The 18,607-nt window shown below is 42.7% G+C and carries 19 protein-coding genes; 9 read left to right on the forward strand and 10 right to left on the reverse strand.

Annotated elements, in window-relative coordinates:
* Window positions 1–6: 6 nt before the first annotated feature.
* The gene (locus VMW01_07970) at window positions 7–465 is read left to right on the forward strand and encodes a hypothetical protein (GenBank protein HUW06184.1); all 459 of its coding nucleotides are present in this window, start codon (window positions 7–9) and stop codon (window positions 463–465) included.
* Window positions 466–524: 59 nt separating this feature from the next.
* On the opposite strand, the gene hutH is transcribed toward VMW01_07970, so the two are convergent.
* The 5 genes from hutH to VMW01_07995 form a co-directional block, all read right to left on the reverse strand.
* Window positions 525–2,027, reverse strand: a complete 1,503-nt coding sequence (hutH, locus tag VMW01_07975; protein ID HUW06185.1) for a histidine ammonia-lyase — start codon at window positions 2,025–2,027, stop codon at window positions 525–527.
* 62 nt (window positions 2,028–2,089) lie between these two features.
* Window positions 2,090–3,460 (reverse strand): histidine--tRNA ligase, encoded by a 1,371-nt coding sequence (gene hisS / locus VMW01_07980; GenBank protein HUW06186.1) that lies wholly within the window; start codon window positions 3,458–3,460, stop codon window positions 2,090–2,092.
* Window positions 3,461–3,672: 212 nt separating this feature from the next.
* A complete protein-coding gene (ettA, locus tag VMW01_07985; protein HUW06187.1) occupies window positions 3,673–5,352 on the reverse strand; it encodes an energy-dependent translational throttle protein EttA in 1,680 nt (559 codons plus the stop codon).
* A 188-nt stretch (window positions 5,353–5,540) separates the two neighbouring features.
* Entirely contained in the window at window positions 5,541–6,389 is an 849-nt protein-coding gene (locus VMW01_07990) for a hypothetical protein (GenBank protein ID HUW06188.1), read from the reverse strand.
* Window positions 6,390–6,411: 22 nt separating this feature from the next.
* Window positions 6,412–7,092 carry a hypothetical protein gene (locus tag VMW01_07995; protein ID HUW06189.1) on the reverse strand — a complete coding sequence of 227 codons (681 nt, stop codon included), beginning with the start codon at window positions 7,090–7,092 and terminating at the stop codon, window positions 6,412–6,414.
* A gap of 133 nt (window positions 7,093–7,225) precedes the next feature.
* Here VMW01_07995 and VMW01_08000 point away from each other — a divergent pair, with 133 nt between their 5' ends.
* From VMW01_08000 to VMW01_08035, 8 genes are all read left to right on the forward strand, one after another.
* Window positions 7,226–9,037, forward strand: a complete 1,812-nt coding sequence (locus VMW01_08000; GenBank protein ID HUW06190.1) for a GNAT family N-acyltransferase — start codon at window positions 7,226–7,228, stop codon at window positions 9,035–9,037.
* 74 nt (window positions 9,038–9,111) lie between these two features.
* Window positions 9,112–9,795 (forward strand): YceI family protein, encoded by a 684-nt coding sequence (locus tag VMW01_08005; GenBank protein ID HUW06191.1) that lies wholly within the window; start codon window positions 9,112–9,114, stop codon window positions 9,793–9,795.
* Between the two features lie 129 nt (window positions 9,796–9,924).
* Entirely contained in the window at window positions 9,925–10,551 is a 627-nt protein-coding gene (yihA, locus tag VMW01_08010; protein ID HUW06192.1) for a ribosome biogenesis GTP-binding protein YihA/YsxC, read from the forward strand.
* Window positions 10,552–10,691: 140 nt separating this feature from the next.
* The gene (locus VMW01_08015) at window positions 10,692–11,636 is read left to right on the forward strand and encodes a ribose-phosphate pyrophosphokinase (GenBank protein ID HUW06193.1); all 945 of its coding nucleotides are present in this window, start codon (window positions 10,692–10,694) and stop codon (window positions 11,634–11,636) included.
* A 94-nt stretch (window positions 11,637–11,730) separates the two neighbouring features.
* Window positions 11,731–12,324, forward strand: a complete 594-nt coding sequence (locus VMW01_08020; GenBank protein HUW06194.1) for a 50S ribosomal protein L25/general stress protein Ctc — start codon at window positions 11,731–11,733, stop codon at window positions 12,322–12,324.
* 11 nt (window positions 12,325–12,335) lie between these two features.
* Window positions 12,336–12,899, forward strand: coding sequence for an aminoacyl-tRNA hydrolase (pth, locus tag VMW01_08025; GenBank protein HUW06195.1), 564 nt, complete (start codon window positions 12,336–12,338; stop codon window positions 12,897–12,899).
* A gap of 4 nt (window positions 12,900–12,903) precedes the next feature.
* On the forward strand, window positions 12,904–13,296 hold the full coding sequence (locus VMW01_08030) for an RNA-binding S4 domain-containing protein (protein ID HUW06196.1): 393 nt from the start codon (window positions 12,904–12,906) through the stop codon (window positions 13,294–13,296).
* 3 nt (window positions 13,297–13,299) lie between these two features.
* Complete coding sequence (locus VMW01_08035) at window positions 13,300–13,845, forward strand: DUF4924 family protein (GenBank protein ID HUW06197.1); 546 nt, start codon at window positions 13,300–13,302, stop codon at window positions 13,843–13,845.
* A gap of 11 nt (window positions 13,846–13,856) precedes the next feature.
* Here VMW01_08035 and VMW01_08040 read toward each other — a convergent pair whose 3' ends face one another.
* The 5 genes from VMW01_08040 to VMW01_08060 all read right to left on the reverse strand — a co-directional run bounded on the left by VMW01_08040 (window position 13,857) and on the right by VMW01_08060 (window position 18,593).
* Entirely contained in the window at window positions 13,857–14,855 is a 999-nt protein-coding gene (locus VMW01_08040) for a DUF3078 domain-containing protein (protein HUW06198.1), read from the reverse strand.
* A gap of 430 nt (window positions 14,856–15,285) precedes the next feature.
* Window positions 15,286–15,795 carry a flavin reductase family protein gene (locus VMW01_08045; protein ID HUW06199.1) on the reverse strand — a complete coding sequence of 170 codons (510 nt, stop codon included), beginning with the start codon at window positions 15,793–15,795 and terminating at the stop codon, window positions 15,286–15,288.
* Window positions 15,796–15,892: 97 nt separating this feature from the next.
* Window positions 15,893–16,864 (reverse strand): hypothetical protein, encoded by a 972-nt coding sequence (locus VMW01_08050; protein ID HUW06200.1) that lies wholly within the window; start codon window positions 16,862–16,864, stop codon window positions 15,893–15,895.
* Between the two features lie 89 nt (window positions 16,865–16,953).
* On the reverse strand, window positions 16,954–17,523 hold the full coding sequence (locus tag VMW01_08055) for a SiaB family protein kinase (protein ID HUW06201.1): 570 nt from the start codon (window positions 17,521–17,523) through the stop codon (window positions 16,954–16,956).
* Window positions 17,524–17,609: 86 nt separating this feature from the next.
* Complete coding sequence (locus tag VMW01_08060) at window positions 17,610–18,593, reverse strand: type I phosphomannose isomerase catalytic subunit (protein ID HUW06202.1); 984 nt, start codon at window positions 18,591–18,593, stop codon at window positions 17,610–17,612.
* Between the last annotated feature and the right edge of the window lie 14 nt (window positions 18,594–18,607).

Below are 18,607 nucleotides of genomic sequence, written 5' to 3' on the forward strand. Positions count from 1 at the left end.
TTTCCGATGAAAACATTAATGCGCATATTCCTAATTGCAACCATCATTTTTGCTGGGAACTCCACAAAAATAGTGGCGCAGGATAATCAGAATAAGGCTGAGCTGGTGAAGGCTCAAAAAATCGCGTTCTTTACTCAAAAGCTTAACCTTACTCCCGACGAGGCACAGCGTTTTTGGCCTGTTTACAATGAGTATTGGAGCCGAAAGAATATTATTATTGCCGACCGAAGGGAGACCATGGCTTACTGTCAGAAGAATTTGAGTCGTATGTCCTCTAAGGAGATTAAAGCCTACGCCGATAAGTATGTGGGTTTTCAGAAGAAGGAGGCTGATTTACTACTGGAGTTTAACCTGAAGTTTCAAAAGGTGCTTCCCGTGGAAAAGGTGATGAAGCTATATCAGGCCGATAACGACTTTAAGAATTGGCTGCTGCAGCAGATTAAAGAAGGCGGGAAAGATAATTAAGTAGAAGATATTTCTATTGAAGAGGGCGATTCCTGAGGAACCGCCCTTTTTTATTTGGTCTACTCGAAGCTGTCGAATTTTCCTGACCTGATAAATTCTACCGCTTTGTCTATCTCGTGGTACATAATCTTGTCCTCGCTTATAAATCCAACAACTTTCCGGAATTCACCCACAAACTCCTCTAAGTAAGGGGAGGTTTTGGCTGGGCGACGGAAGTCGAGTGCTTGTGCGGCATTCATCAGTTCAATGGCCATAATGCGCTCCAGATTGTCGACCACCTTGAGCACCTTTGTTGCGGAGTTGGCACCCATGGATACATGGTCCTCTTGACCGTTGCTCGAAACAATGGAGTCGCTCGAGGCAGGAAAGCAATACATCTTGTTCTGGCTTACCATGGAGGCTGCCGCGTACTGTGGAATCATGTAGCCGGAGTTTAAGCCCGGATTGGCAACTAAAAACTCAGGAAGTCCTCTAAGACCTAAGATCAGCTGTGCAGTTCTTCTCTCAGAAATATTTCCTAGTTCGGCCAGCGATAGGGCTAGAAAATCGAGCGACAATGCCAGTGGCTGTCCATGAAAATTTCCTCCAGAGATAATTAAATCTTCGTCGGGCCAAATTGTAGGATTATCGGTAACCGAGTTTATTTCGGTAAGCACTACCGATGCCACGTAGTTAATGGCGTCCTTAGAAGCCCCATGCACCTGAGGCATGCAGCGGAAGGAGTATGGGTCTTGAACATGCTTCTTTGGTCGCGTAATGAGCTCGCTACCTTCGAGAATTTTTCTAAAATTTTTGGCTGTCTCAATCTGTCCCTGATGTGGCCTTACCATTTGAAGGTTGGCGTGGAATGGTTCAATGCGTCCATCGAACGCTTCCAGTGAAATAGCGCCAATAATATCGGTGAGTTTGGTTAACTTAAATGCTTTCAGTAGAGCAAATACAGCATGGGAACTCATAAACTGCGTGCCATTCAGAAGCGCTAGCCCCTCTTTGCTCTGCAGCTCGATGGGCTGCCAGCCGAGTTCCAGAAGGACATCTTCGGCGTTGCGTTTTACACCATTGTATCTTACCTCACCAAGTCCAAGCAACGGAAGAAAGAGGTTGGATAGAGGTGCTAAGTCACCGGATGCTCCTAACGAACCACGGTCGTAAACTATGGGTAGCACGTTGTGGTTGAGCATGTACAATATTCGCTCCACTGTAACTACCTGAACACCGGAATTGCCCATGGATAGGGCGTGCGCTTTAAGGAAAAGCATTAGCCTCACAATTTCTGCACTCACTTCGGTACCAGTGGAGCAGGCGTGCGACATTACTAGGTTTTTTTGCAGCTGGGCCAGCTGGTCAGGGGAGATGGTTTCCTTGCAAAGCGAACCAAAACCGGTGGTAATGCCATAGATTGGTTCCTTTTGGTTTTTTACTTTGTTGTCGAGGTAGGTCCGGCATTTCTGGATTAGCACTCTCGATTCGTTCGAGAGTTTAATTTCAACATCTCCTTCAAGAAAGTTTTCCAAAAGTTGGAAGGTGAGGGGTGCAGGTGAAATTTGATGAATTGTTTTCATTGGTTTATTGAAGTTTATGGGAATGTAAAAGCCCGACAGAAGGACGGGCTTTTACATAGTTTTTATTGGTTAGAGATAAATTCGGCTAGATGATGAAATGGTATTTGGTGCTGCTCACCAGTGGCCATAATCTTAACGTTGGCTATCTTTTGCTCAATCTCGTTCGCGCCAATGAGGGCTACAAATGGTATGTTCTTTTTGTTGGCGTAGTCCAGCTGTTTTTTCATTTTGGTGGAGTCGGGATAAAGTTCCGATGCAATTCCGAGAGCTCTAGTTTGTGCCAGAAGCTTTAAGCACTCCATCGCCTCTTTGTCTCCGAAATTTACAAAAAGCAGCTTCGATGAGGCAGCCGATTCAACAGGGAATAGGTTTAGCTGGGCCATAACGTCGTAGATGCGGTCGGCGCCAAATGAGATGCCAACACCCGACATGTCTTTCAATCCAAAGATTCCGGTAAGGTCGTCGTAGCGGCCACCACCGCAAATGCTTCCTATCGCCACATCGTTTGCTTTTACCTCAATAATTGCCCCGGTATAGTAGTTCAAACCTCTTGCTAGCGACAGGTCGATTTCCACCATTGTGGTTATTGATAGAGGTTCAATAAATCCAAGCACTGTTTCCAACTCCGCAATGCCGTTTAGCCCAATTTCTGAAGTACTAAGAATGGATTTTAACTTAGCGAGTTTTGTTCTATTGTCGCCTTCGAGCAACAGAATGGGTTCCAACTTGGTAATGGCTTCTTGTGCAACTCCACGCTCTGCCAACTCTGCCTTAACGGCCTCAAGGCCAATTTTGTCAATCTTATCTATGGCAACAGTTATATCTGTAAGCCTTTCTGATTCGTGGAGGTATTCAGCAATGCCAGATAGAATCTTTCGGTTATTCAACTTAACCGTAACGCTTATACCAAGTTTCTGAAAAACGCTGTCTGTAATTTGAATGAGCTCCACCTCGTTGAGGAGAGAGGTGCTACCAATAACGTCCACGTCGCATTGATAAAACTCACGGTAGCGTCCTTTCTGAGGCCGATCGGCGCGCCAAACTGGCTGAATTTGGTATCGCTTAAAAGGAAAAGATAGCTCGTTTTGGTGCATGACCACATACCTTGCAAAAGGAACAGTAAGGTCGTAGCGAAGCCCCTTCTCACAAATTTGAACAGACAACGCATTGCTATTTGCCGATGTGAGATCACTGGCAGTAACTTTAGAGAGGTATTCGCCGGAGTTGAGGATTTTGAAAAGCAACTTATCGCCTTCGTCACCATACTTTCCGAGCAGGGTGGAGAGGTTTTCCATTGCAGGGGTTTCCAGTGGCTGGTAGCCAAATCGCTGAAATTCCTGCTTGATGCTATCGAAGATGTATCCCCGCTTAGCCGATTCCTCCGGAGAAAAATCTCTTGTGCCTTTCGGTATGCTTGGTTTTTGAACAGCCATAGTTAAAAGTTTGCACAAAGATAGAAAAACAACCAAATTCTTACCCCTTCATGTTATTTAGCATTAACCATTTGCCCTGAGGTCAACGCTATTCCTTCTTAGGGATATTGCTGTTATGCCCGGTGCGACGAAATAATCTTTACTGGATTTGAATGAAACGAGGGTGCAACATTTTAGTGAAGCACCCTCGTGATCGTTTGTTGACCGGCTAGTTAGTCGGCCTTCAACTTTTTGTATCTGATGCGCTTTGGTCCCTCATCACCTAAACGCTCCTTTTTGTTGGCTTCGTATTCGGAGTAACTTCCCTCAAAGAAGTAAACTTGTGAGTTCCCTTCAAAGGCAAGAATGTGCGTGGCAATTCGGTCTAGAAACCAGCGGTCGTGGGAGATAACCACTGCGCAGCCTGCAAAGTTATCCAACCCTTCCTCCATGGCACGAAGGGTGTTAATGTCGATATCGTTGGTAGGCTCGTCAAGCAGAATAACGTTTCCTTCTTCTTTTAGTGCGATTGCAAGGTGAAGCCTATTGCGCTCTCCACCTGAAAGCATTCCGCACTTCTTTTCCTGGTCGCCGCCTGAGAAGTTAAAGCGGGCAACATAAGCTCTTGCATTTTGCTGACGTCCGCCAATCATGATGGTGTCGGTGCCTCCAGAAATCACCTCGAAAACACTTTTCTCGGGATCAATGGCCTTGTGCTGCTGGTCCACGTATGCGAGCTTAACCGTTTCACCAACTTCGAAGGATCCTTGGTCTGGATTATCTAGCCCCATGATGAGCCGGAACAACGTTGTTTTACCAGCTCCATTTGGACCAATCACACCAACAATTCCAGCAGGTGGTAGCGAGAATGATAGGTTTTCGAATAGCAACTTTTCACCATAGGCTTTCGATACGTTCTGTACCTCAATAACCTTATTGCCAAGTCGAGGACCGTTGGGTATGTATATTTCCAACTTCTCCTCCTTTTGCTTGGAGTCCTCGTTGAGCATCTTATCGTAAGCCGCAAGCCTAGCTTTGCTTTTGGCGTGTCTCGCTTTTGGAGCCATACGAACCCACTCTAGCTCACGTTCTAGCGTTTTTCGGCGTTTGCTCTCCTGCTTTTCCTCCTGCATCAACCTGTTCGATTTTTGCTCTAACCACGAGGTGTAGTTACCTTTCCATGGAATTCCTTCTCCACGGTCGAGCTCAAGAATCCATCCGGCCACATTGTCGAGGAAGTAGCGGTCGTGGGTTACGGCAATAACGGTTCCTTTGTATTGCTGCAGGTGTAGTTCAAGCCACTCTACGCTTTCGGCGTCAAGGTGGTTCGTGGGCTCATCAAGCAGAAGAACATCGGGCTCACGGAGCAGCAATCGGCACAGTGCTATTCTTCTTCTCTCGCCACCGGAAAGATTCTTTACCGGCATATCGCTATCGGGACAACGCAATGCATCCATAGCGCGCTCTAGCTTGCTATCAATTTCCCAACCCTCCACCGCGTCAATCTTTTCTGTGAGTATGCCCTGTCTCTCAATGAGCTGGTTCATCTGGTCATCGCTCATTGGCTCGGCAAACTTGTTGTTAATCTCCTCATACTCCTTCAGTAGGTCCATCACCTCCTGAACGCCTTCCTGAACAATCTCCTTCACGGTTTTGGCGTCGTCGAGTTTAGGCTCTTGCTCCAGATATCCAACGGAGTACCCGGGAGAGAAAACAACTTCACCGTCGAACGATTTCTCAACACCTGCAATTATTTTGAGCAATGTTGATTTTCCTGATCCATTTAAACCAATGATGCCAATTTTTGCACCATAGAAAAAGGAGAGGTAAATATTGTTGAGCACCTTTTTTTGAGGTGGAAACAACTTGCTCACCCCAACCATTGAAAAAATAATCTTCTTATCGTCAGCCATGTTTTGGTATTTGTTGACTATTAATGAATTGCCCCGCTGTGTGGCGGGGCAAAGATATTGAAAAACAAGATGAATTATGCCCCTCAAAAGTGCATTTTTTAATCTTCTTCCAAGGTTTAAGGTTACTATGGACTCTTCTACATCGTTGTGCAGATTAGAAGTCACATTTGCAGCTAAGCAGTGGTGAACTACCGCTCTAATTTTTTCAAGTCCTTGATCAGCAAACCATCGTCGTCCTTGTCCTTAATCATGTGGTAGCTCCAGTAGTAGAGTTTGTTCTCACCAATACCCATAATCATAACATAGCAGCGAGCTTGGAGACGAGTTCCCTCTGGGCCAACCTTGTGAAGGAAAACCACGTTGGTATCATTCTTTTCAATTGCCTCTTGAATGTCCTCGGGTTTAACTACCCTAATTGGGTATGTGTAGTATTTCCTCAAGGTTGCAAGGCTTCGAGTTTCTTTGGCTAGGTCCTTTTCAACCACCCACAGTTCTTTTGTGTGAATATCTCCGCGGTTCTTGTTGTAATATTCAAACATGTTGGAGGAGATAATTTCGGGCTTTGCCTTCATTAGCTTAATATGATTTTGAAGGAAGAGCACCATGGCCTTGGTTTTGTATGCCCAGCTGTATTCGTCTACGCTAGCGTAGCTAATAGGAATACCGCATATTTCCGGCATGTCGGTAATTTTCTTTACGGCGGATCCGAGAAGAACGCTTAGAAAATTGTATGACGCTTCAATTTTGTCGCCAGGGAATTTTACCTGAATGAGCACAATAAAAGATTTTTCAGGATCCTTCCGCATATCCTCAAACTGGGTAGCGGTAATAAATTTAAAAGGAGTTATGGTCCACGATTTCTCAACCGCATCCTTAATCCTCATGTTAAACTCGCTCATGGGATTATTCTGCAGCACTACGTAGGTTGTGGTTTTATAGAACCGTTCAACGTCTGCCTGCGTGGGTACGTAACGCTCGGCAGCAGCAAATTTTACCATGGCGGTCATCATGGCTGCTAAAAGGAGAAGTCTTTTCATGGCATTTATGGTTTTTAAGTGATTATTGCTTATTTAGTTGTGGAATCATCAACGGATTTCGTTGGTTGAACCGTCTGATAAAGAAGAATTTCAAGTCATTCTTTTTTCTACGGCTCAGCTGTTCATATTCGTTGGAGAGTTCTTCATCGGAGGCTATGAGTACTGCTACATGTTTGTAGTCATAGTCAAACACTTCACCCGTCTTAAAGTTTAGCAAGAATTGTCTTGTTTCCTGAGTGGCGTAGGTCGATGGGCCATAGTTGTAATAACCGTTGTATCCATAGTAAAACGGGTCGTAGTATTGCTGGTTTGCCACAGTAACGGTGGCAATAAAATGGCAAATGCTGCCAATGATTGAAATACGGTTAAAGTTACCTCCAACGTTGATGTAGATAGAGCCATTGCTGGAGAAGCCCCAAATCTTTTCCGTGAGAATTTCCTGCCGAATTCCTTCGCTGTCGAAGTAAAATACCTTTTTGCCGCTGAGAACCTTATCGAAGAACGATGGACTGTTGATGTTTTCTGAAATAATTACTCTTGATTTTGGAATAGGATTATTGCTCTTAAGCTGGGCAAAGGAAAGGTATAGGCCTTCCTTAAACTTAAGATCAGGTGTATATTTCACCATCCTAACGCTGTCAGCTTGTGCAAAGGTCTGGCAGGCTAAGAGGCAAATTAGTAAAATATTGACAATTTTTTTCATGAACTTTCTTGATGGTTCAAAATTACAAAAATTACAATACCGACTTTAAATGTGATCAACATCGTATTGCATGGTAGTCGGAATTATCCGATATTTCTTATCTTGCAGCCTTGTTAAAAAGAAAAGATAAACTATGAACCTGGTTGATTCGGAAGATTTTAAAAAGGCAGCCAACTTGAACACTGTTGGTGGAGATAGCTTGTCTAAATTGCTGATGTATATTTTAAGGTTTAACACTATTAATAAAATTTACTCTAAAATATCCGATAGGAATGGGCTTGAGTTTATTGATAAGGTTATTGAGGAGTTGGAACTTAAGTTTGAAGTTAGCCCAGAAGATTTAAAGCGCATTCCCAAAAGTGGGCCGTTTATTACCGTGTCCAACCATCCGTTTGGCGGTGTGGATGGACTTTTGCTCATCCGAACGATTGCTGAAATACGGCCAGACTACAAGATGCTTTCAAACTTTCTTTTAAGCAAAATAAAGCCCATTGAGGACTTCTTTTTTCCCGTTAATCCCTTCGAATCAAAAAAGGCTGACAAGTCGAGCTTAACAGGGCTCAAACTTGCACTAGGTCACTTAAAAGAAGGGCATTGTATGGGCCTTTTCCCAGCAGGGGAGGTGTCATCGTATCAGGCTGGGCTCATGGGGATTGCCGATCGAAAATGGCAACCTTCCTCTCTGAAACTCATGAAGAATGCCGGTGTGCCCATAGTGCCAATCTATTTTGTTGGAACCAACAGCAGGTTATTTCACCTTCTTGGACTTCTTCATCCTATGCTCCGAACCATTAAGTTGCCATCGGAGTTGCTGAACAAGAGAAATAAGGTAATTAGGATAAGGATTGGCAATCCAATTTGCACCGAAGAGCAGAATGAGTTTACCGACTTGAGCCAGTATGGCCGGTTTCTTCGGGCAAAAACGTATGCACTTGGAACATCACTGGAGGTGAAGCGTTTTTTTTCACCTAGGGTTATAAAAGAACCCATTGCCGTTGAGAATATTATTGATCCTGTCAATCCAGCGATTGTTCAAGAAGAGGTGGAAATGCTAAAGAAGGATTATCTCCTTTTTCAGAGCAAGAACTATTCTGTGATATGCGCGCCATCCATTGAGATGCCGAACTTGATGACGGAGATAGGACGCATACGTGAGGTGACCTTTCGTGAAGTGGGTGAGGGAACGAATCGTAAAATCGACATCGACGAATTCGACCTATACTACCACCAGCTGTTTATCTGGGACGAGGATGAGAAAAAAATTGTTGGCGCATACCGTGCGGGCAAGGGCCAAGAAATTCTTGACAGATATGGAGTTGGCGGTTTTTACATACAAACTCTCTTTAAGATAAGTGACACCTTTATTCCAATTCTTGGACAGAGCATCGAATTGGGACGATCTTTTATTGTTAAGGACTATCAAAAAAAGCCTTTGCCACTGTTTCTGCTCTGGAAAGGAATACTATACTTTTTGTTGAAAAATCCTGAGTACCGGTTCCTCATAGGACCTGTTTCTATCAGCGATAGGCTTTCTACCTTTTCCAAAGGTATTATCATAAAGTTCATGCGTGAAAATCACTATGACCCTGAGTTTTCAAAGTATATCTCGCCTAGAAAGAAGTTTAAGGTGAAGTTTGGAAAAATAGATGCTGACATTCTTCTTCAGCATTCCAACGATCTCAATAGGCTCGATAAGTTCATTGCCGATATTGAGGAGGAGGATTATAGGATGCCCGTATTGCTGAAGAAGTATATTAAGCTTAATGGGAAAATTATTGGATTCAATGTTGACCCGCTGTTCAACAACTGCCTCGATGGACTGCTAATTCTCGACATCTTTCAGGTTCCAATAGAAACCATAACCTCCCTTTCCAAGGAAATAAACGACAAGACAATTCTGGAGCGGTTTAACGTTTCCGACTATACCTTTGAAGAGGAGGAATAGGTCGAAACCGTGATTGAATTTTGCCATGTTCGGCATTTTTTTGTTATTTGGTTGTGAATTAAAATACCACCTCTATGAAAAAAGTTGGAGTGCTAATTGCAAGTATTACTGCTGGCTTGTTGCTGGTCACCTCTTGTGGTAGCAATGATTCTAGCGGTGTTTCCGTATTAAAAGCGATGGATTCTCAAAAGGTGGAATCTTCCTCACAAACTACCACGGTATACCAAATAGATACTACAAAATCGGTGATTACATGGGTGGGTAGTAAGCCCGGTGGTCAGCATAATGGTATATTTATGCTAGCAAATGGCTATTTTGAAGTTGCCAATCAGCTGTTGGTAGGTGGCCGATTTACCATTAATATGAATAAACTTCATGATAAGGACCTTTCCGATCAAGCCTCACGTGAAAAATTGGAGATGCATCTTAAGTCGGCCGATTTTTTCAACGTTGATACTTTTCCGTTTGCGGAGTTTGTTATTACCAAAGCCATCGTTCGGGAAAAAGTTGACGCTTCTCATTCTGAATATCGAATTGAGGGAAATTTGACGTTAAAGCGCATTACCAAAAACATACAGTTTAAGGCCTTAGTTGAAATGTTAAATGGTGAAATAAAAGCCACCACAGGACCTTTGGGCATTAATAGAACCGACTGGGGTGTAAACTACGGTTCGAAATCTATTTTTGGTAACCTTAAAAATAAATTCATCGACGACCAAGTTGTGATAACCGTGTCTATTACAACCGGAAAGCAATAGGTGTTGGCAACAATTATGATTCAGCCCGATATCTTCGGGCTGTTTTTTTTCGATTGAGTTCAAAGCGGATACTTCTATTGTTGGAAGGTTCTAGATCAACGATTGTTTACCTTTGCAAAATCACGTAAAATGGGGAGTTTGATAAAACAGGCAAGATTTATTAAGTCAAGCACGAAGCTAAGCGAATGTCCGGCAGAGACCATGCCTGAGTACGCATTTATTGGCCGAAGCAATGTGGGAAAATCATCACTCATCAATATGCTAACCGATAAGAAGGGGTTGGCCAAGGTTTCTCAGACACCTGGGAAAACGCAGCATATTAACCATTTTGTTGTTGATGAGAGCTGGTATTTGGTCGATCTTCCTGGTTATGGGTATGCCAAGGCATCCAAAACAATGCGGGCAACTTTTGGGGAGATGATCTCGGGCTACCTTCTTCAACGAACCAATCTGGTTTGTGTTTTTGTACTCGTGGATGTTCGGCATGAGCCACAGAAAAACGATATGGAGTTTGTTGGTTGGCTTGGGCGTAACCAAATACCTTTTGCGGTTGTATTTACAAAGGCAGACAAACTTGGGACCAATGCACTTCACAATAGGCTGGAAAGCTATAAGCGTAGCATGCTTGAGGACTGGGAAGAGCTACCTAAAATGATTGTTACCTCGGCTGAAACAAGGCTCGGGCGTGAAGAAATTATTAGCTACATCACTGCATTGAATGTTGATGTTAAAGCTGGGGCATCCGATGAAGTATGATGTGAAGATCCAAGGATCCAAGGATAAAAAATGGCAAACGGGTTAAACAGTTTATGAAAAAGGATCAATGGCCAGTTTTTATGATTAAATTTGTCCCGTCATTCAGGAATGCGAGTTAGAATCCTAAATATTTGCCTCCAATGTCCCACAAGAGTCCTATTAAGTTTTTTTCCGGAAGAAATTCTCATTACCTCGCGGAGAAAATTGCAAAAAGTTTTGGAACAGAGCTGGGGAAATCGTCGGTGCTAGATTTTAGCGACGGTGAGTTTCAACCTTGCTTTGAAGAGTCTGTTCGTGGCTCTACTGTATTTATTATCCAATCAACGTTTCCGCCAACAGACAATCTTTTTGAGTTGCTTCTGATGATTGATGCAGCTCATCGTGCTTCAGCCTATAAGGTGGTTGCCGTAATTCCCTATTTTGGATGGGCCCGCCAGGACCGAAAAGATAAACCTCGTGTTTCCATAGGAGCTAAGCTTGTGGCAAATCTCCTTAGCGCAGCAAAAGTTGATCGGGTTATGACCATGGACTTGCACGCAGACCAGATACAGGGATTCTTCGATGTACCAGTCGATCACCTTTACGCAAGTTCCATCTTTGTCCCCTACATCAAAAACCATAACCTAGATAACATTGCCATTGCAGCTCCCGACATGGGTGGTGCAAAGCGGGCAAATGCTTACAGCCGGTTTATGGATGCCTCCATGATAATATGCCACAAGTCGCGCGAAAAGGCAAATGTTATTGCTGAAATAAATGCTATTGGTGACGTGAAGGATAAGAATGTGATAATTCTTGACGATATGATCGATACGGCTGGAACAATGACTAAGGCCGCGGAGATGATGATGGATAAAGGGGCAAAGAGCATTAGAGCTATTGCAACTCATCCAGTGTTTTCTGGCCCAGCCTACGATAGAATTGCCAATAGCGTTTTGGAAGAGGTTGTTGTTACGGACACCATTCCACTAAAGCCGGGAGAGGATATCTCAAAAATCCACGTTTTAAGCGTGGCCGATCTATTTGCTGATGTCATCGATAAAGTTTACAACTATCAGTCAATTAGTTCCAAGTTTATAATTTAATGCTATATTTGCACCTCTAATTTTAGCAAATGGTGTAATGGGGAGCAAATGCTCTGAGTAGCACTAATTACTAATTCTTAATTACAAGAAGAAAATGAAAACTTTAGAAATCGTTGGTGCATTGCGCACTAATGTTGGTAAAAAGGAAACTAAGGCATTGAGAAATGCCAATTTGGTTCCATGTGTTCTTTATGGAGGTGGCGAAAATGTTCACTTTAGTGTTGAGGAGAAGTTGGTTAATACCCTCATCTTTACCCCTAACGCCCATTTAGTTAACCTGAAGATTGGCAAAAAGCAATACTCTGCAGTTATGCAGGATTGCCAGTTTCACCCAGTGTCCGATAAAACCCTTCATGTTGACTTTGTTCGTGTTTTTGAAGATAAAAAGGTTGCCGTAGACGTACCGGTTCTTGTTGTTGGAACCTCCGAAGGCGTAAGGCAAGGCGGCAAGCTACAACTTCTTTATCGTAAAATTCGTGTTTCGGCTTTACCAGCCCAACTTCCTGATGCCGTAACCATTGACATTACTGGTATGGAAATGGGCAGCTCAAAGATTGTTGGAGAAATAGTGGCTGATAATTTTGAGATTATAACTCCTAAGAATTCAATAATTGCAACTGTTAAGTTGACTAGGGCTGCACGTGGTGCCGCTGCAGCTACAGCTGAAAATCCTGCTGAAAGTAAATAGAATAGGTAACATTGAAGTATCTGATAGCCGGGCTCGGGAACATTGGCGCTGAATATGCTAATACCCGCCACAATATAGGTTTTAAAGTGTTGGACGCCCTTGCAAAAGCGTCCAATATTTTTTTTAAAGATGGTCGTTATGCCTCCGTCGCAGAGCTAAGGCATAAGGGCCGTACCTTTATTTTGATTAAACCCAATACCTACATGAACCTTAGCGGAAAGGCCGTTCGATATTGGATGCAAACAGAAAAAGTTCCCATCGAGAATTTGCTAGTGGTGGTTGACGATATTGCGTTGCCATTCGGAATGCTTAGGATGCGGGGTAAGGGAAGCGATGGTGGCCATAATGGATTAAAAGATGTTGCACGGGTTTTAGGTAGTGAGGATTATGCCCGTATTCGTATGGGTGTTGGAAACGAATTTGAGCGTGGTCAGCAGGTGGATTATGTGCTTAGCGAATGGTCTGCTTCCGAAGCAGAGCAGCTGTCAATATTTATTGAAAAGGCTTCCAATGCCGTTCTGAACTTTGGAACTATTGGCCTAGGCCGTACGATGAATCTCTTCAACACAAAATAAAAAGGTGGCCCAAGAAAGTAATACCAGAATAGATAAGTGGCTCTGGGCTGTTAGGGTATTCAAAACCAGAACAGAAGCTGCCGACGCCTGTAGAAAGGGATGGGTAAAGGTAAACGGGTTGGTGGTAAAACCATCGCGGGACCTAAAACTCAACGATGTTGTGTCTGTAAGAAAAAGCCCGGTGGTATACTCTTTTCGTGTTTTAGGCCTTATTGGTAACCGCCAACCAGCAAAGCTGGTCGAAAACTATGCTGAGAATATGACCCCTCAGGAGGAACTGGATAAGCTTACGCTGAATAGCATAATTATAACACTTCAGCGCGATCGTGGAACTGGAAGGCCAACAAAAAAGGAACGTCGTGATATCGACAAACTCATTCAAGACCCTGAAGATTAGCACATGGAACTTGCACGAAAGCTAAAGCAAACCTCACTCTTTGAGTATTTGCTCCTAATGTATCAGGTTGAAGACATTATTCGAGCTTGTAATTTTGACAAGTCGATAATTACTAAAGTTGCCGAGCAACGATTTGGAAGCGAACTTGGCGATAGGGATGAAGGGATAGCTTGGTTTTTGGCTATGTCTGAAATGATGCAGGAGGAAAAAATTGAACAAAAATATCACTTGCAGCATGTGGTAAACCTCACAAACGATCTCTTTCAACTCCATTTGCGGTTAGTTAATGCACCTAATGAGGAAGAATACCATGAACTCTATATAAAGGTGGAGATATTTGGTGAAGAACTTCGCCAGAAAGGAAACTCTGAGGAGAATATGGTTTCCCTTTTTCTTACTGCAATATATGGAGTTTGGCTTTTGGGTCTTAAAAATGCTCCTGTTTCAACCGAAACAAGGCAAGCAGTTGAAGATATAACCAACTTGCTCGCCCTGCTGTCGAAATATTACCACCAGATTGAAGCGGGTCAAAAGGAACTACCTGGATAGCCCTTCCGTAATTAATTCTTCCACTTTATGCCAATTCCTATCCCGAAAATCTCCTTCATCTGAATTTTTGGCGTAAACCTGTCATTTATGCCATCACCATTGGTGTCCTTCGCTATCCGAGCATTGTCGTCATAAATAGCCAGCATAAATAATCGAGCTGTCAACCAGCTGTTTAGTTTTGCCTCTAGCGTGTTTTCCCAGTTTACATACACGTTTTGAGGATCCTTAATAAAGTTTGAAAAAAGATCCAGCTTCGAAGTCCACAGCAATTTCTTCTTAAAAATGGGTTGGATTAGCTGTATTCTCACTAGAGCCCCGGCTTCGTATAGGTAATGTTCCCCTTTCTTTATTAGATTGCCACTCTGATCATACACGGCAGCCTTAACCCCGTAACTACCCTCATTAGCCAAATCTTGGCGCTGGACAACCGTTAATCTTCCCGATACGGGGGAAAGAAATATGCTCAATCTGTCTGACGGTTTGTAGTCCATACCGAAAGATAAGCCTAGGTATCCAGGCGCAAGCCAGTCTGACACAACTGTGCTATCGTTGGGGTAGTTGTAACCCGGGAACATTTGTGTTTTGAATGTTGCAAGCACGCTATAAAACCATTTCGCTGAGGCTTTTCTACCAAACTTTGAGGAGACCTCAATTCTGTCGTCGTTCTTGATGTTTTTGCTAGTGCCCTGCCGTGTTTGTCCATAGCCAGCGTCGAAAGTATTGTCCCAGGAATTATCTCCTTCACTATAGCTTGACGCAAATCCATAGTGACCATTACCAGAGATGGTATTTTCTCCACCGGCGACCCAGTTGGTTAGCGAAACCTGAGAAAAGGTTAGGCTCACTTCATTCTTGATTTTCCATGGTTTTATTATTGGTGCTTTAGTGGTGTCGGATTTTGTTAGTGTGTCTCCTTTTTGCACTTTATCTTGTGCATTTACAATCCTCGTGAATGCGAAGAAAACAAGGAGTAAAGTTGCCGTTGTTTTAGAAATTTTTAGGTAGTGCATTGATCTACAAATTTATGTTTTTACTATGTAAGATACAGCTACTTTCTTTGGGCCAAAGATGCTTTCGGTTTTTTGCAATTATATCATAAACCCAGTTGGAAATTAATTTTGGGGTTAGCCACAATGCAACTCTAAGGGGACAAAATATCCAAACCAGCCGGCTCATAATCTTGTCTATCGCATCGGTTTTTGTGTAAACCGTATTGCTATCAACTACGATTATGGAGTTAATGTCGAATGGAATATTGTTTGCTTGTAGGAGCGTTCTCGAGTCTTCGCTTTCGAGCGATAAGCACTGTAATTCTTGTGCTTTTTGAAATTTCAATATCCAGTGCGCCAGTCTGCTACAAAGCATACAGCTGGAGTCGAAAAATATTATCAGCTGTTTTTTAGTCGTGAGACTGTTTTCTCTGGCTTTTATAATCATAGGCTATTTAACCCAGCAAGTTTCTATTTCGGCGATATAAAGTCTGTGAAAATCATTTTTCTGATAAACTGATTTAGGAATGCTTTGTTCAATGAAATTTGAAGAAACAAGATCGTTGAAATAGAGCTTTCTGCAGTCCATAATAAGCCTCGCTTCACTAAATGCTGGTACACCCGATGGAAGATCAAGCTGATGCAGGTTTGCCAACTTGATCTTATTTATCTCACGACCGGATTTACTCCCACATAGCTTTAGCGCATCACGAAACTGCTCTGGGAAAAAACTTAAGCTAAAGTGTTCTGCAGACTCAACAAATTCAAAAGTGTAGCGCTGTGGGCGAATAACAACGAAGGCAACGGGTTTATTCCATAAAATGCCAAAACCGCCCCAGCTGGCTGTCATGGTGTTCACTGCGTCACCTTTCTTTGCGGTTATAAGCATCCAGTCCTTGTCAAGAATCTTAAAGGGATTCTCCTTTAATGCGTAGATGTCCGCCTGCTTGAAGTTTTGCATGACAATTAATTTTGTGGTGTCTGATTCCAATAATGTAAATAGGCCGAGAGACTCGGCCTGTTTTGTAGTATATAGTTGTTAAACAGTAAGCCGTAGTTTACTTATAAAATTCGTAGGTGTATTTGTAGAGCACTTTGTAGTTATAAGGTGCGTAGAAGGTATCCACCTCTACGAGCACACCCTTTGGGTTATATTTAGACTCTTTTTTTGAGAATTCATCCGTATCACCCTCGTTCCACTGTTCCTCCAAAATATTTCCCTTAGTGTCGTACTTATATTTGCTGTATACAAATTTCTCTCCATTGGCGTTGGTTTGGTCAATTTGCATCAGATTGGCGAAATTGTCGTAGGTGAAAAATTGTTTGTATACGAACTTTCCCCCAAGATAAACATCGCGCTGAATTTCCTGATTTTTATCGTTGAACTTCATTGAATAGCGTTTTGAAATGGCACCTGAGGTTTCTTTGCGAATGTCTTCAATAATATTGCCGTTTGCGTCGCTCACCTTTTCCATGGTATAGGAAACAACGTTTTCAGGTTTGTATACAGTAATGGTTGCTTTGTTCCCCTGGTAGCTGTAAACCCATTTCTCATCAATGCTATTATTTGCCTTATAGCGGATAATTTCGGACTGTTTCCCTTGGCTGTTATACTTATAAACAATCCGATATGGTTCACTTCCATCAAAACCATTTTCCAACAACTTGTTATTGTTGTTGTCGTAAACAATGGTTTGTTGGTAGGTAATTTTACCATCTATTCCGTTAATGTTAACGTATTGTGTCTTATTCCCGTGGTTGTCGTAGGCGTATGATTGCTTTGATGAAATGGCACCTGTCGACTTGTAGTTTATAACAGAAATTGGGAGTCCTTGCAGATCATAGGTGGTTTCTGAACTTTTATATCCCTTGGGCGAAGGTATACCGTTGGCATACTTGTGGTTCCAAACGGTAATCTCCTTAATTTTGTTTTCAGCGATGCGTTCTCTTTCCCGTTGCTCGTTAATTGTTTGGCCATAGCAAGTGGTTGCTAAGGAGAATAATGCAACAAAAACCAGAAATTTTTTCATTTTTCCTTAATGAGTTTGGGCCTAAAGTTAGCAATTTGTTCCCACATTCTGTATTGTGCGTTTGTCGTTTAATTCCGCTATAAAACGATTTAAACTACATTGTGGCTTGATGGTATTGTAACAACTAAAATGAAGTAATGTGCACGTTCATTAAAAGGAACAAAGTGATAATAGAGCTTTCTTCCCGATTTTCTTGCAATATCTATCAACCCGAGACCTGCTCCCCCTTTTGTATCAATTTCTCCCTCCATCATCTGTTTGATGAACAAGCCTCGAAGTTCTTCGGGTGAAGCTCCATTTAAGGTGTCAATCCGTTCCCGTAACATCTTAATTTTATCGTTCATTACGAGGTTGCCCGTAATAACGTAAAATCCTTCCATCGTTTCGCCCACTACAAACATTCCATTCCCAATCTGCTTCTCCTTTTCATCAAAATCGTCGGAATGTTTTGTTACGTTCTGAAGGCACTCAATGATTATGTGAAAAACTCTCTTTCTAATCGATGTCGGAAGTTGCTTTTCCTGAATCTTTCGGTTGGCCATTAAAGCAAATGACCTCATTATACTATGGTTCATTTCGCCCTTGTAAATAAGGGGAAACCCACTGGAAGCGAGCTCGTTAGTCAGTATTGACTTTATGAAATATATAACGTTATCCATGCGGTTTTTAATCAGCATGAAGTTAGAAAAAATATTTTGGTTGGATCGTGCAGGTTAGTAAAATGTGATTATAGATGTGTAATCGTTTACGGAAGGTATGTTTCAATCAACGAACAGGGCTTTTCTGGCACCAAACGGAAATTTCGCAAGTCAGCAGGAATTAGAATGGTTTCGCCTGCCTGTATCTTGGTCGATTTGCCAGAACTCTGGATGATGAATGCCGTTCCTTTAATGCAAATGTAAACAACAAAGGAGTCGATAAGGTTGTAATCCACTGCAAGTTCTTGGTCGAATTCAAGCAAGTTGGTCTTGAAGTAGGCAGACTCAACCAGCAGGCTAGGGTGGTTTTTTGTTTTAGAGTAGGTAACCTTACCTGATTTTTCACCAGCATAGTCAATTACGTCAATTGCGAGATCAACATGCAGCTCTCTCTCCATTCCCGCTTCATCTTTTCGTCCCCAGTCGCTGACCCGGTAAGTGATGTCCGATGTTTGCTGAATTTCAACCACCATTAACCCACTTCCCAATGCGTGGAGTTTGCCGGCAGGAATGTAAAATACATCTCCTGTTTTAGTTTTTTCAAAGTTTAGCAGCTGATCGAAGTTGCTGCTTTCTAATGCTTCTTTGAACTCCTTCTTGCTGGTTGGCCTGTTGAAGCCGTACACAAGTTCAGCGTCGGGTTCGCTATCGAGAACGTACCACATTTCTGTTTTGCCATAGGAGTGATGGCGCTCCATGGCGACCTCATCATTGGGATGTACTTGAAGAGAGAGCTTATCGTTGGCCTCTATGAACTTGATGAGCAAAGGGAATTCAGAACCAAATTTTTCATAAACTTTTTCACCCACCATGTCGCCCATGTAAATTTCTACCAACTCGTTCAGGCTATTGCCTTCCAGATAACCATTTTTGACGATCGATTCATCCCCTTCAACGGCAGATAGCTCCCAACTTTCACCAATTTTACCTGCAGGAAGGTTTTTTCGGGCAAATATTTTTGCGATTTTGTTCCCTCCCCAGATTTTCTCTTTGTAAATTGGCTGAAATTTAAGTGGGTATAATTCTTGCATGGTTTTGTAGTTAA

Origin of the sequence: Williamwhitmania sp. (genome assembly GCA_035529935.1) — a bacterium.
Taxonomy (GTDB): Bacteria; Bacteroidota; Bacteroidia; order Bacteroidales; family Williamwhitmaniaceae; genus Williamwhitmania.